The organism is Plantibacter sp. CFBP 8775 (assembly GCF_014839505.1).
Lineage (GTDB): Bacteria > Actinomycetota > Actinomycetes > Actinomycetales > Microbacteriaceae > Plantibacter > Plantibacter auratus.
On sequence record NZ_JACYNV010000002.1, the window covers coordinates 1,215,935 to 1,229,196 of the forward strand.

Annotated in this window: 12 protein-coding genes; 7 read left to right on the top strand and 5 right to left on the bottom strand. The window is 71.2% G+C overall.

Features of this window, described 5'->3' with window-relative positions:
- Nucleotides 1–18: 18 nt before the first annotated feature.
- Together IFR14_RS18070 and IFR14_RS18075 are read left to right on the top strand one after the other, a co-directional pair.
- Nucleotides 19–543 (top strand): DUF1622 domain-containing protein, encoded by a 525-nt coding sequence (locus IFR14_RS18070; RefSeq protein WP_191941836.1) that lies wholly within the window; start codon nt 19–21, stop codon nt 541–543.
- A 66-nt stretch (nt 544–609) separates the two neighbouring features.
- On the top strand, nt 610–816 hold the full coding sequence (locus tag IFR14_RS18075) for a hypothetical protein (RefSeq protein WP_191941837.1): 207 nt from the start codon (nt 610–612) through the stop codon (nt 814–816).
- Nucleotides 817–856: 40 nt separating this feature from the next.
- Here IFR14_RS18075 and IFR14_RS18080 read toward each other — a convergent pair whose 3' ends face one another.
- The 3 genes from IFR14_RS18080 to IFR14_RS18090 all read right to left on the bottom strand — a co-directional run bounded on the left by IFR14_RS18080 (nt 857) and on the right by IFR14_RS18090 (nt 5,252).
- Entirely contained in the window at nt 857–1,540 is a 684-nt protein-coding gene (locus IFR14_RS18080) for an HAD family hydrolase (protein WP_137243990.1), read from the bottom strand.
- A gap of 80 nt (nt 1,541–1,620) precedes the next feature.
- Complete coding sequence (locus IFR14_RS18085; RefSeq protein ID WP_191941838.1) at nt 1,621–2,898, bottom strand: CDP-alcohol phosphatidyltransferase family protein; 1,278 nt, start codon at nt 2,896–2,898, stop codon at nt 1,621–1,623.
- Nucleotides 2,899–3,002: 104 nt separating this feature from the next.
- Nucleotides 3,003–5,252, bottom strand: a complete 2,250-nt coding sequence (locus IFR14_RS18090; RefSeq protein WP_191941839.1) for a carboxypeptidase regulatory-like domain-containing protein — start codon at nt 5,250–5,252, stop codon at nt 3,003–3,005.
- A 262-nt stretch (nt 5,253–5,514) separates the two neighbouring features.
- Here IFR14_RS18090 and IFR14_RS18095 point away from each other — a divergent pair, with 262 nt between their 5' ends.
- The 3 genes from IFR14_RS18095 (at nt 5,515) to IFR14_RS18105 (ending at nt 7,686) form a co-directional block, all read left to right on the top strand.
- On the top strand, nt 5,515–5,964 hold the full coding sequence (locus IFR14_RS18095) for a stage II sporulation protein M (RefSeq protein WP_191941840.1): 450 nt from the start codon (nt 5,515–5,517) through the stop codon (nt 5,962–5,964).
- Between the two features lie 115 nt (nt 5,965–6,079).
- On the top strand, nt 6,080–7,051 hold the full coding sequence (locus IFR14_RS18100; RefSeq protein WP_229939939.1) for a DMT family transporter: 972 nt from the start codon (nt 6,080–6,082) through the stop codon (nt 7,049–7,051).
- Nucleotides 7,048–7,686, top strand: a complete 639-nt coding sequence (locus IFR14_RS18105; RefSeq protein WP_191941841.1) for a GntR family transcriptional regulator — start codon at nt 7,048–7,050, stop codon at nt 7,684–7,686. Before IFR14_RS18100 ends, IFR14_RS18105 begins: the two co-directional genes overlap by 4 nt.
- 186 nt (nt 7,687–7,872) lie before the next feature.
- Here the strand turns inward: IFR14_RS18105 and IFR14_RS18110 are convergent, their stop codons facing one another.
- Together IFR14_RS18110 and IFR14_RS18115 are read right to left on the bottom strand one after the other, a co-directional pair.
- The gene (locus IFR14_RS18110; RefSeq protein WP_191941842.1) at nt 7,873–9,504 is read right to left on the bottom strand and encodes a sensor histidine kinase; all 1,632 of its coding nucleotides are present in this window, start codon (nt 9,502–9,504) and stop codon (nt 7,873–7,875) included.
- A complete protein-coding gene (locus tag IFR14_RS18115; RefSeq protein WP_446728099.1) occupies nt 9,501–10,292 on the bottom strand; it encodes a response regulator transcription factor in 792 nt (263 codons plus the stop codon). The genes IFR14_RS18110 and IFR14_RS18115 overlap by 4 nt, the downstream gene beginning before the upstream one ends.
- A 110-nt stretch (nt 10,293–10,402) precedes the next feature.
- Here IFR14_RS18115 and IFR14_RS18120 point away from each other — a divergent pair, with 110 nt between their 5' ends.
- Entirely contained in the window at nt 10,403–11,167 is a 765-nt protein-coding gene (locus IFR14_RS18120; protein WP_191941843.1) for a GNAT family N-acetyltransferase, read from the top strand.
- Nucleotides 11,168–11,454: 287 nt separating this feature from the next.
- Nucleotides 11,455–13,185, top strand: coding sequence for a dihydroxyacetone kinase family protein (locus IFR14_RS18125; protein WP_191941844.1), 1,731 nt, complete (start codon nt 11,455–11,457; stop codon nt 13,183–13,185).
- The last annotated feature ends 77 nt before the right edge of the window (nt 13,186–13,262 follow it).

Below are 13,262 nucleotides of genomic sequence, written 5' to 3' on the forward strand. Positions count from 1 at the left end.
GGCGAGGATGATGGAGGGATGGACTTCTTCGAGCTGGTCACCATCGTCTTCGAGGTCGCCGGTGTCGGGGCGATGGTCGTGGGCTTCGTGATCGCCGTCACCCTCTCGGCCCGCCTGTGGTGGAGCACGCGCGACGGTGCACGGGCCTTCCGGATGCTGCGGGAGACGATCGGCTCGGTCATCCTGCTCGGGCTGGAGATCCTCGTGGCCGCCGACCTCGTGAAGACGGTCACGTCGACGCCCTCGCTGACCGACGCACTCGTCCTGGCGATCATCGTCGTCATCCGCACCCTGCTGAGCTTCTCCCTGCAGATCGAGATCGAGGGCACCCTCCCCTGGAGGCGCTTGGCGACGACCGGACCACAGCTGTTCGACCGGGCCGTCAAGCGCGGCGGCGAACGCACCCGACATCGCGCCAAGGAGCACGACGTGTCGACGTCGCCGGCGGCCGGGCCCGTCGGCACGCAAACGCAGACCGCACCGACCACGTCGACCGTCCGCGAGGACGAGTCCGAATTCCCAGAGCTCCGGAGTCGAGACTGATGGCGGCCAGCTCATCCTGAAATATCAGACCTGGACTTGCGCAATGGCTTGGCCTACAGTCGCCCTATGTGGCTCGCCTTCCTCGTCAAGATCCGATGGGTCGCGGTCACGCTGGCCGCAGTTCTGACTGTGGGCGGCGCCGTGTTGCTCATCCGAGGTGTTGAGCCGGTGAAGGCGTGGTCCATGATCGGCGCCGGGGTCATTTCACTCGTCCTGCAGCACCTTTATGCGCGGGCAGCTCGGGAGACGGACGCACGCGACACGATCGGTTAGCGGTGAGAGAGCGAGAGCGTCTGCCACTCCGCAGGGCGGGCTAGCGTGCCGCGGAGGTCGCCCAGGTGTCGCGGATGAGGTCGGGCAGCAGACGCATGTCGTCGAAGACGTGGGTGCCGTCGCCGACGAGCCGCTCGGCGGGCGTCATGCCACCGGCGTAGGCGTAGACCGTCATGCCGGCCGCGCGGGCAGCCAGCACGCCGACGACGCTGTCCTCGATGACCGCGCACCGCTCGGGGGCCGTGTCGAAGTCGGCGGCGGCGTGCAGGAAGAGGTCGGGTGCGGGCTTGCCGACGGCGACGTCGGTCGCGCTGAAGATGCGCCCGTCGAAGCGGTCGTGGATGCCCACCTGCCCGAGGTTGCGGACGACGTCGTGCAGCATCCCGTTCGAGGCGACGCACAGCGGCACCCCGGTCGCAGCGATACCGTCGAGGGCGTCGACGACCCCGTCGACCGCCTCGAGCTCGCGCTCGCAGATGCCGCGGAACATGTCGCTCCAGCGCTGGATCCAGTCGGCCTCGAGCGGCTTCCCGAGGCGCTGCTCGACGAGCGTCGCGTACGTCTCGAGCGAGGCGCCGACGAAGAGCTCCCGCACCTCGGCCTCGGTGTAGTCGCCGCCGACCTCGTTGAGTAGCTGCAGGTTCACCCGGACGGAGATGCGTTCCGTGTCGACGAGCGTGCCGTCGCAGTCGAAGATGACGAGGTCCGGATAGTCGACTGGCATGCTCCGAGCCTAAACGACACCGCCTGCGCTGTGGCCGTGTGCCCTCCGGCGGCGACCTCCGACGGCGGTCGGCGCGGCGGTCAGCGGGCCGCGCGGACGCCCTGTCGCTGCCAGGTGACGACCATGCGTCGCGCATACTGGGTCGCCGCGACGAAGTGGCCGAGGAGTCCGAGGAGGATCGCGACGAAGCCGACCCCGCCGAAGACCCGGTAGAGCGCCGACGCAGGATCCCCGCCGCCGAGCGCGAGGCCGATGAGCAGCGCGAAGAAGCCGACGAAGAGGAACACCGTCCGGATCTTTCCGGCGATGCTCACCGGCACCTCCGGCGTCCCGCGGAACGCGACGACGGCGACGAACGCGAGCAGGAGGTCGGGGACGATCATGACCACGAACACCTGCCACGGCATGATCTGCGCGATGGCGAACGACGCGGCGACCACGACCACGGTCAGGCGATCGGCCACGCCGTCGAGCCAGGTGCCGAGCGCGGAGACCGTGCCCATGCGGCGCGCGATCTGCCCGTCGGCGACATCGCTCAGGAACACCACCGCACCGACGACGAGCGCAGCCCAGTAGGAGCCGGTGATCACCAGGGCGGCGAACACCGGGAGCAGGACGATGCGTCCTGCCGTGATCGCGTTCGGCAGGTTCTTCCAGTCGTCGTCGGAGAACAGCTGCGTCCGGAGGCGTGCGAGCGGCGTCTTCTCGTGCAGGGTCACCGGGATCATCGCCTCGTCGCCGGGGATCGCGGCACCTCGGCGGAATCGGGCGATCGCGACCACCGTGACCAACACGACGAGCGCGAACAGCAGCACCCAGCCGGTGGCGCCGAGGTACTGGCGGACCGTGTCGAGCGTGGCGCGGACGAGGGAGCCGACCCCGACGTAGACGGCGGACCAGAGGAGGGAACCCAGCAGCGATGCCGCGAGGAACGACCGGTAGGGCACGCGGGCGACCCCGGCGGCGGTCGGTGTCAGGCACCGGAGCACGGGGACGAGCCTCGTGAGGAAGACGGCCTGGGCCCCGCGTCGCTCGAGCGCCTCGACCGCGCGGTCCCAGCCGTCGACGCCGAGACGCCGGACGATGGCCGAGTCACGGAGGCGACCACCGGAACGACGACCGACGAGGTAGCCGAGCTGGTCCCCGAGTGACCCGCCGAGGGCGACCGCGAGGAACAGCACGAGGGCACCGGGGGCGGAGTCGAGCATGGCCGCGAGGAGGAGCACCACCGGTTCACCGGGGACGACGAGGCCGAGCCAGAGGCCGGACTCGGCGGTCGTGAACAGGAGTCCGATGAGCCAGATCACCGGATCGGGCAGCGCCGTCGCGGCGTCGTTCACCCACCCGATGATGTCCACGGATCCCCGTTCAGCAGTGCGACCCGCACTCCAGGGTGGGGCGCGGCTCGCCCAAGTCTACGGACGAGCCGCACCCTCCCATCCCCGAGGGGTCGTTCAAACGGTCATTCGCCGGACAGCTCGTCCCGATTCGCGCGTCGACGACGCAGGACGGCCGCGGTGACGACACCGGCGGCACCGAGCACGAAGAGCGCTCCGGCCGCGACGATCCACGGCATCGCGTCCGCACCGGTCGAGGGCAGACGACCCGGGTTGCTCGGAACGGCGGGGTCGCTCGGGTTCGCCGACGGCACGGGTGCGACGGCGTCGGGAACGAGGACGAAGGCCGGTACCGAGACCACGGAACCGTCTGCGGCGACGACCGCGGTAGCCGTCGTGGCGCCCTCGGCGGTGTAGCCCTCCGGCACCGTCACGGACACCTCGTAGGAACCTGGCGCGAGACCGTCGAGGTCGTAGGCACCGTCGGCGTCCGTCGTGACGGCGACCGGGCCGGCCGGGGTCTCGACGGTCACGGTCACGTCCGCGATCGGTGCACCGGCTTCCGTCTCGACCGTTCCGGCGAGGCCGCCGAGCACGGCGTCGGCGACGAGCACGAACGTGGGCACCGTCTGGACCGCACCGTCCGTGCCGACGACGACGGTGGCCGTCGTGGCACCACCCGCGGGCACCGAATACCCGGCCGGGACGGTCAGCGTGACCTCGTAGCTGCCCGGCGCCAGGTCGGCGAGCCCGTAGAAGCCCTCGGCCGTCGTGATCAGGGCGACCGGGCCGCCCGGCGTCGTCACCGTGACCGTCGCTGCGGGCACCGGGGCGTCGCTGTCCGTCCGGACGTCGCCGATGACGGTGCCGAGCCGAGCGAGCTCGAAGTCGACCGCGTCGAGATCGGTTCCGGCGAGCTCCTCCTCCCGGGTGGCCGCTCCGGAGACGACGTACCCCTCCGGGGCGACGATCGAGACCTCGTAGGAGCCAGCGGGCAGGAGCGGGAAGCGGTAGGAACCGTCGGCGGCCGTGACGGCGCTCTCGACCCCCTTCGGACCGTCGACGCTCACGGTGACACCGGCCACACCGACGCCGCCGGACGTGATCACCCCACCGAGGCTGGGGTTCGCGACGAGCACGAAGTCCTGCTCGGTGATGGGTGTCTCGCTGCCGACCGGGACCGTGAAGGCGTTCGGCGGGCTCTGCACCGCGTAACCATCGGGCGGCGTGATGACCACCGTGTGGTCGCCGACCGGCACGGTGTCGAAGAGGTAGTTCCCGTCGGTGTCGGTGGTGACGCTGCCCGCGCCGTCGATCGTGACCGTGGCTCCGACGATCGGCACACCGTCCGTGTCGAGCGCGGTGCCGGACACGGCGACGGGCACGATGTCACGGACGGCGAAGTCCGCGACGGCGTCGGCGTCTGTGAGGTCCGCGGCGGCTCGTGCGGGACCGACGGCGATCTTGCCGGTCGGCGGAACGAGTTGCACGGTGTAGCCGTCGGTCGCGAAGTAGCCGGCGAAGGTGTAGGCGCCGCCGCCGGCGGTCGTGGTCGACGCCACCACCCGACCGTCGCGGTCGATGAGGCGGACGCCGACACCGTCCAGCGGGCCAGTGGTCTGGTCGGTCACGGTGCCGGTCACGTCACGTGCGATCGACGCGAACCACGCCTGGTAGACGGGCGCACCCGACCGCTGCCGGAACGAGAAGGTGAGGCTGGAGATCGGGGCGGACGGCTCGAACCACCCCGCTGCACCGGCGGTGTCCTGTGCTGCGTCATTGCCGCGGAGCACCTGCGTCGCCGGATCCCAGGTGGGGACGTCCGTTGCGGAACCGGTGCACGACGGCTTGCCGACCAGTCCGGGAGCGCAGTAGTTGAAGCCTCCGTTGAACCCGAGCTCGTCGGGGGTGAGTGCCACACCGTCGGGGCCGATCGCCGTCACGGTGACCTGGTCGGCGTCGATGTCGCCGAGGACGAAGGTCCAGCCGGACGGCGGCGTCGGCGTCGCGAAGGAGTAGGTGGTGGTCGAGGGCGACGCAGCGTTGTTCGCCTTCGGGCGGAGGTTCAGGTAGGGCTGATCGCGGCTGCTGCCGTACTTGGCGCCGACCGGGGTCGACGCCGCCAGCCAGGTCGAGGCGCCCGAGATGACGCCGACGCCACCGCCGCCGACCGAGTCGCTCGTCAACGCCGCCGTGAGGGCGGGTTGCCCAGCAAGGGTCATCGTGCCCTGGTACGACCCCGATGCACCGGAGAACGTGGGCCACGTCGCCCAGCTCGAGGTGGTCGCGGCGGAGGCCGCCGGGACGGCTGCGGTGAGGGCGAGCGCGGAGGCTCCGAGCAGGGCGAGCACAGCGGCTCCGATGCGGCGGGTCATGGGCGTCAGGATAAACGCACAGCTGTCGCCTGCGGAAGCCCGGTGTCCCGTTTCCGAGGGTCAGCCCGAACCGTGCTAGCGACGGCGGCGGTACCGGAGACCCATGGAGCGGACGCGCAGGATCATCCAGCGGGAGGACGGGAGATCGGGCGCACGGGCGACGCGCCCCGGCGGCGATCCGAGGAGGCTGGAACCATCAACCGATCAGCTCCGCACCGTGCGGAGTCAGCTCCGCACACCGCGGAGGAAGGAAACCCACCTCATGTCCGCCTCAGCCACCACCGAGTCCACCACGATCTCGCCCGCCGAGGACGTGACCCTGGCCGACGCCCCGACCGAATCGTTCGGCCCTGCGCCCCTCACCCAGGCGACGCCCGTGCAGGAGGTCGCGCCGACACAGCCGACGACCCCCCTGCCCCTCGCACCCGTGCCTGCTGCGACGGCCGCCGACCGCGAGAGCTCCACCCAGACACTGTCGATCATCGCGTTCGCCCTGTCGATCGCCGCGATCGTCGCGCCGTCGTTCGTGCTCCTGCCGATCGCCTCGCTCGTGCTCGGCATCATCGCGCTCGCCCGCAAGCCGAAGTCGAAGGGCTTCGCCCTCACCGCCGTCATCATCTCCGGCACCATGCTGGCGCTCGCCCTGATCGTCGCCGCCGGCGCAGCCCTGCTGCTCGGGGTGTCGGTGATCAGCAGCGGCTACGCCGGCTGACCCGCTCTCCCACCCGACGCCCGTCCGCTCCTCGAGCGGGCGGGCGTCGTGGCGTGTCCCCCGGGCATCCCGATCCGCCCTTGATTGTTACACAATCCTGCGGCAGGCTGTCCCCGTGACGCGTTCGCCAACAGAAACCCCGACGACCGGCAGCAGCACTGCCGCGGGGCGCCTGTCCGTCGCCGCCGCGATCCTCGCCGCTGTGTGCTTCGGGACGACGGGGACGGCTCACGCGCTCTTGCCGATCGAGGTGGGCTCGGTCGCGTTCGGCGCTGCACGCATCGTCTTCGGCGGAGCGCTCCTCGTCCTCGTGTGGGCGGCCTTCACCCGTCGCTCGAGGTCCACGCCACCTCGGACCCGCGCAGCGGAACTCGGAAGGCCCGCCCTCATCGTCGCCGTCGTCGTCGGCACGATCGGGGTCACCGCGTACCAGCCGTTCTTCTTCCTCGGGGCGGAACGCAACGGTGTCGCGATCGGGACGCTCACCGCGCTCGGCTCCGCACCCGCGATCACCGGCCTCCTCGAATGGGCGATCCACCGTCGACGCCCGAGCGGCCGCTGGTTCCTGGCCACGATCGTCGCCGCAGCCGGCGTCGCCGTCCTGTCCGGGGTGACGGGCGGCGGGATCGGGACCGTCTCGGTGGACGGGTTGCTCGCGTCCGTCGGCGCCGGAGCTTCCTACGCCCTGTACACGCTCTGCAGCAAGGCGCTCATCGAGCACGGGTGGACGCCGCTCGGCACCATGGCGGCGCTCTTCGGCGGGGCGGCGCTCGTCTCGGTGCCGATCCTCCTCACCACTGAGACCGCATGGATCCTCACCGCACCCGGCGCACTCGCGGTCGCGTGGCTCGCGCTCGTGAACACGGTGGCGGGGTACCTGCTGTTCGGCTACGCGCTCGGCGGACTGCCCGCGTCTCGCGTCGCGACCCTCACGCTCTTCGAACCACTGACGGCGACGCTCCTCGGCATCCTGCTCCTCGGAGAGTCCTTCGGGCCGTCCACCGTCGTCGGTGCCGCGCTGCTCGTGACCGGACTCGCGATCCTCGTCGTACCGAAGCGCATCGACCGTCGCGAGGTCGCCCGATGACCGCGGTCGACGCCGTCGCAGACGCGCTGCGGGAGGACATCCTCGACGGACGGCTCGGCGCGGACGAGCCGTTGCGGGAGACCGCCCTCACCGCCCGGTTCGGCGTCAACCGGCACACCGTCCGAGCGGCGCTCCAGGCGCTCGCGGCGGAGCGCCTGGTCACGTTCGAGGCCTACCGCGGCGCACGGGTGCGGTCGTTCAGCGATGCGGACGTGCTCGCCCTCATGGAGTACCGGACGGCGATCGAGGCCGAGGCGGTCCGGCTGCTGCGAACGCGTGTGGAGCCGTCATCGCGCCCACCGGCCTCGATCATCGCGGCGAACGACAGTCTCCGACGCATCTGCATCGAACGACCCGGCGATCACCGTGCCATCGAGGTCGCGCACGCCGAGCTGCACCACGCGATCGTCGCCGCGGCCCGGAGCCCTCGACTGAGCGAGGCGCACGCTGGCCTGCTCGCCGAGCTCGGCCTGTTCATGGTGCAGCTCCGGAGCGTCCTCCCGCCCGAGGAACTCATCGACCAGCACGACCGACTCGTCCACGCGCTCAACGGCGACCACGGCGAGGCGGAGCTCCGCGCGCACCTCGCGCACTCGGCGGAGCAGCTCATCGCCCTCCGCCGGCCGGCCCCCTGAGCCGCTCCTTCCGGTCCCTGAGCCACCCCTTCCGGTCCCTGAGCCACCACTTCCGGTCCCTGAGCCATCCCTTCCGGTCCCTGAGCCACCCCTTCCGGTCCCTGAGCTTGTCGAAGGGCACCTCGACAAGCTCGGTGACCGGGTGGCGCTCGGCGACCGGGTGCGGCTCGACGACCGGACGGGCCGTCAGCCTCGCGTCGAGGTGACCGCCTCCGGGCGCGAGCCGGTGGCGTCGGCCGCCGGCCGGACGGCGGGGTGCTCCTCGGACGGGCCCGACCACGGCAGCGTCACGGTGAACGTGGTGCCGGCGGACGACGAGGCGACCTCGATCGACCCTTCGTGGCCCTCGGCGATCGACAGCGCGATCGCCAGCCCGAGGCCCGTGCTGCCGGCGGCACGCGAGCGCGACGAGTCGGCCCGGGCGAATCGGTCGAAGAGTTCGGGGAGGAAGGCCTCGTCGATGCCGGGTCCGTCGTCGGCGATCGTCAGCGAGGCGCGCTGCGGCTCGTCGAGGCTCTTCGGTGCGCTGATGCGGGTGACCACGGAGGTGCCGGCCGGGGTGTGCACGGCGGCGTTCGACAGCAGGTTCACGACGAGCTGGTGGAGACGCTCGCGGTCGCCGCGCACGATGATCGCACGCTCCGGCACGTCGACCGACCAGTGGTGCGCCGGTGCCGAGACGGCCGCGTCGCTCACGGCGGCGGCGACGAGGTCGCTCAGGTCGACGTCGTCGAGGTGCAGGTCCTGGCCCTCGTCGAGACGCGCCAACAGGAGCAACTCACTGACGAGCGAACTCATCCGGGTAGCCTCCGACTCGATGCGGGCGAGCGCGTGCTCCGTCATGGGCGGGAGGTTCTCGCTGTCCTGGCGGGTGAGCTCGGCGTAGCCCTGGATCGCGGCGAGCGGCGTTCGGAGTTCGTGGCTCGCGTCGGTGACGAACCGGCGCATGCGCTTGTCGGTGGCGGCTCGGACGGCGAGTGCACGGTCGACGTGGTCGATGAGGCCGTTGAGTGCCTCGCCCACCTTGCCGATCTCCGTCCGAGGATCGGTGTCGGCCTGATCGACCCGCACGTCGATCCCGGTGTCGCCGCGCTCGAGCTGCAGCGTGGACACCTCCTCGGCGGCGGCGGCGACGCGGGACAAGGGTCGGAGCCCGAGGCGGACCACGATGATCGCCCCGACGATGGTGACCGCCAGCGCGAGCACGGCGAGGATCGCGATGACGATCGCCTCCTGCTGCACGGCTGCCCGCGGGGTGGCGAGCGAGACGCCGGCCACGAGGGTCTCGCCGTCGCCGTGGTCGAGGAACTCGAGTCGGTACCCGCCGAGCGACCCCAACTCGATGTTCTGTCGCTCGGAGCTGTCGGCCGCGACGGCCTGCTCGATGAGCGCCTTCGTCCGCACGTCGAGCGCCGTCGCGTTGGACTGGGTGAAGCGCGCGGAATCGACGACCCCACCGTCCGCGACGAGCGCGATGAGCGTCCCGGGCCCGTGGCCGACGTAGTCCACGAACGGCTTGACGTAGCCGGGCTCACCGCGCGTGGCATCGGGGTCCACCACGGCTCCCCCGCCCGCCTGCTGATCGTGGAACTTCACCACGGAGTGTTCGAAGGCCTCCATCGATCCGGTGAGCTGCGTGTCGACGACGGCGGTGACTGACCCTTCGACCGTGACGATCGTCAGGATGCCCGACACCGCGAGGACTGCCGCGATGACCGCCGCGATGCCCGTCACCAGCCGTCGCTGCAGCGTCCAGGGGTGCCGCCGGTTCGCCCGAGGCGTCGGCACACCCGCGGTCGGAACCGATGCGGTGCTCATTCGACCGGCCGCAGCACGTACCCGACACCGCGGACGGTGTGGATCATCGGCGCCCGGTCGGCGTCGATCTTCTTGCGGAGGTAGGAGACGTAGAGGTCGACGATGCTGGCCTTACCGGCGAAGTCGTAGTTCCACACGCGGTCGAGGATCTGGGCACGACTCAGCACGCGCTTCGGATTGCGCATGAAGTAGCGCAGCAGTTCAAACTCCGTCGTCGTGAGCGCCACCGGCTCGCCGTCGCGGCTGACCTCGTAGCTGCGCTCGTCGAGGAAGAGCCCGCCGATCGTGATGCGGGAGTCGTCGTCGGACACGACGTGCGCAGTGCGGCGGAGGAGACCACGGAGGCGGGCCACGAGCTCCTCGAGCGAGAACGGCTTGGTCATGTAATCATCGCCGCCGGCGGTGAGGCCCATGATGCGGTCGTCCACCGAGTCGCGTGCGGTGAGGAACAGCGTCGGGGTGCCCGATTCCGGCTCCCCCTGCGAGAAGCTGCGGAGCTGGCGCAGGACGCTCAGCCCGTCCATGTCGGGCAGCATGATGTCGAGGACCACGACGTCCGGACGTTCCGTGCGGTAGCGCTGGACGGCCTCGCGACCGTTGATGGCGACGTCCACGACCCACCCCTCATAGCCGAGGGCCAGGCTCACGAGATCGGTCAGGACCGCTTCGTCGTCGACGAGGAGGACGCGGATGGGTGAACCGTCGGCCCGGTACATCCGCGGTAGCTTGGCGAGGACCGCCCGGCGGCGCCCCGAGTCGACGATCTGCGTTGGCAGGTCGGAGGGCATGGGTCGATTATCCGTCGTCGAGCTGCGAGGCGCGGGAGCGACGGGCGATTCATAGAGGCCTCATATCTTTTCAGGCCGAGCCCATGGGCGCGGTGCCTACCGTGGAGGGCATGACCCGAGCAGAACCCCTGGGCACGTCGTTCGCCCCCCGCCGTCGTCGGACGGCCGGAGCGACGGCCGAGCCCGCGGACCGGATCCGGAGCGGCCTCGCCGCCGCGGTCCGTGCTCTGCGTCCCCTGTTCCCGGCAGGTGTCTCACGTCCCCGGTTCCTCCGCGGGCCGCGGATCGAGGTTCCGGTCGACGCGCACCCGATCAGCACCGACCGTCTCGTCCTGCGTCGCCACCGGTTGGAGGACGCCGAGGCCTGGTACCGCATCCAGTCCACGCCCGAGGTCGTCGAGCACCTGCCGTGGCCCGTCCGCGACCGGGAGGCGTCCCGTGAGCACCTGCGCCACCGCGTCCGGCACAGCCGCCTCTGGCAGTCGGGCGACTTCCTCGCCTTGGCCGTCGAGCACGACGGGCAGCTCGTCGGCGATGTCTCCCTGCATCTCCGGGAGGTCCACCCCGCCGAGCGCTCGGTCGAGATCGGATGGGTCCTCGACCCCGCCGTCGGCGGACGCGGTCTCGCGAGCGAGGCCTCCGAGGCGATGATCGACCTGGCCTTCCGCGAGCTCGGGGCGAAGACGGTGACGGCCGTCATCGAGCCGGAGAACACCAGGTCCATCGCCCTCGCCGAACGGCTCGGCTTCCTCCGGGCGACCGCGCCGCGCCGATCCTCGAGCATCACCTTCGCGATCACGCCCTCGCTCCTCGCCGCACGTCGTGCCGAACACGTCGAAGCCACGCCCACGGAGTCCTCCGCCGCGCGTCCCTGATCGCCGGCGTCCCGATCGCCGAACCTGCCGGGGCTGAGTCTCCCCCACTCCAGCCTCGGCAGGTTCAGCCGTCGGGACGCCGGCCACGTGCGTCCCTCGACTCACACGTTCACAACTCAGGTGCTCCCCGGCGCGTCGCCTCCGGCTGCCGCCCGACGGCGCCGACTCGCCCGTGGCGTCCTGAGTTGTGCGCAGCCCAGGGTTCCGGTCGGTTCCAATATCCTATAGGATTATCGCGATGTGCCGGCTCGCGCCGGATCGACGGACTCGATGACGAGGAGATGCAGATGACCAGGCTCTGGAACCGACCGGCCGACTTCGCGGATGAGATGGTGGACGGCTTCGTCCGCGCCAACGGACGCTGGGTGCGCAAGGTCTCCGGCGGGGTGTCGCGCTCCACGAAGTCCGCGGAACCGGAGGTCGCCCTCGTGATCGGTGGCGGATCCGGGCACTACCCCGCTTTCGCCGGCCTCGTCGGACCGGGACTCGCTCACGGTGCGGCCATGGGCAACCTCTTCGCCTCACCGTCGGCACACCAGGTGGAGAGCGTCGTCCGCGCGAGCGAACAGGGACGGGGTGTCCTCCTCAGCTACGGCAACTACGCCGGCGACGTGTTGCACTTCACCGCCGCCCAGGACGCCGTGCGCGCCGACGGCATCGACTGCCGCACCGTCACCGTGACCGACGACATCTTCAGCGCACCGCCCACCGAACTCGAGAAGCGGCGCGGGATCGCGGGCGACCTCACCGTCTTCAAGGTCGCAGGCGGCGCTGCCTCTGGTGGGTATTCCATCGACGACGTCGAGCGCGTGGCGATCCTCGCCAACGCCCGCACCCGTTCGATGGGCGTCGCGTTCTCCGGGTGCACGCTGCCCGGTGCCGACGAGCCGTTGTTCTCCGTGCCGGAGGGACGGATGGCCGTCGGGCTCGGCATCCACGGCGAGCCCGGTATCGACGAGACCGACATCCCCTCCGCCGACGGCTTGGCGGAGTTGTTCGTGCACCACCTCCTGAACGAGGCCGAGATCCCGGACGGCGTCACGCCGAACGGCGCACGCGTCGTCCCGATCCTCAACGGCCTCGGCTCCGTGAAGTCGGAGGAGTTGTTCGTCGTCTACGACCGCATCGCCTCCCTACTGGAGGACGCCGGGATCACCCTCGTCGATCCGCAGGTCGGTGAGTTCTGCACGAGCTTCGACATGGCCGGCGTCTCGCTCACCCTGCTCTGGGTGGACGAGGAGCTGGAGCGACTGTGGAGTGCCGCTGCGGACACGCCCGCGTTCCGCACGGGCGCCGTCGACTCCGGCGCGCTCGAGACCGTCGCCGCCGACGACACCGAGGACGTCGCCTTCGTCGTGCCGGACGCCTCGCCCGAGTCGCAGGAGTCGGCAGCCGTCGTGGCCGACGCGATCTCCGCGATCCAGGAGCTCCTCGCGGAGCACGCGGACGAGCTGGGACGCCTCGACGCCATCGTCGGCGACGGCGACCACGGCATCGGCATGGACCGCGGGGCGACCGCTGCCGCCGCCGAGGCCGAGCGCCTGCGTGAGGCCGGTGCCGGCGTCGCGACGCTGCTCGACCGCTCGGGCGACGCCTGGTCCGACCGCGCCGGTGGCACCTCGGGCGCGCTGTGGGGCGTCATGCTCCGCACCCTCGGCGAGCGCCTCGGCGACGCCGGGCGCCCGACCGCCACCGCTGTGAGCGAGGGCGTGACCGCCGCCAAGGACGCCGTCATGCAGTACGGCAAGGCCTCCGTCGGCGACAAGACGCTCGTCGACGCCCTGGTCCCGTTCGCCGACACGCTGGCGGAACGCGTCGCCGCCGGCGACGACCTCTCCACCGCGTGGACCACGGCGGCGGCAGCGGCCACCACCGCGGCCCACGACACGGCCGGTCTCATGCCCGGCATGGGTCGCGCCCGCTCGCACGGCTCGAAGGCCGTCGGCGTCGAGGACCCCGGAGCCGTCTCCCTCGCCCTCATCGTCGAGCGTGTCGGCACCCTGCTCGCCGAGCGCTGAACGCCCGCTCCTGACAACCCGCTCCCTGAACACACGCCCCGCTCCCTGAACAAACGCCCCGCTCCCTGAAGCGACAC

What these genes read in the sequence shown, in the direction of transcription:
- IFR14_RS18070 (WP_191941836.1), top strand. Translation starts at nt 19, where the DNA reads ATGGACTTCTTCGAGCTGGTCACCATCGTCTTCGAGGTCGCCGGTGTC.
- IFR14_RS18075 (WP_191941837.1), top strand. Translation starts at nt 610, where the DNA reads ATGTGGCTCGCCTTCCTCGTCAAGATCCGATGGGTCGCGGTCACGCTG.
- IFR14_RS18080 (WP_137243990.1), bottom strand. Translation starts at nt 1,540, where the DNA reads ATGCCAGTCGACTATCCGGACCTCGTCATCTTCGACTGCGACGGCACG.
- IFR14_RS18090 (WP_191941839.1), bottom strand. Translation starts at nt 5,252, where the DNA reads ATGACCCGCCGCATCGGAGCCGCTGTGCTCGCCCTGCTCGGAGCCTCC.
- IFR14_RS18095 (WP_191941840.1), top strand. Translation starts at nt 5,515, where the DNA reads ATGTCCGCCTCAGCCACCACCGAGTCCACCACGATCTCGCCCGCCGAG.
- IFR14_RS18105 (WP_191941841.1), top strand. Translation starts at nt 7,048, where the DNA reads ATGACCGCGGTCGACGCCGTCGCAGACGCGCTGCGGGAGGACATCCTC.
- IFR14_RS18110 (WP_191941842.1), bottom strand. Translation starts at nt 9,504, where the DNA reads ATGAGCACCGCATCGGTTCCGACCGCGGGTGTGCCGACGCCTCGGGCG.
- IFR14_RS18115 (WP_446728099.1), bottom strand. Translation starts at nt 10,292, where the DNA reads ATGCCCTCCGACCTGCCAACGCAGATCGTCGACTCGGGGCGCCGCCGG.
- IFR14_RS18120 (WP_191941843.1), top strand. Translation starts at nt 10,403, where the DNA reads ATGACCCGAGCAGAACCCCTGGGCACGTCGTTCGCCCCCCGCCGTCGT.
- IFR14_RS18125 (WP_191941844.1), top strand. Translation starts at nt 11,455, where the DNA reads ATGACCAGGCTCTGGAACCGACCGGCCGACTTCGCGGATGAGATGGTG.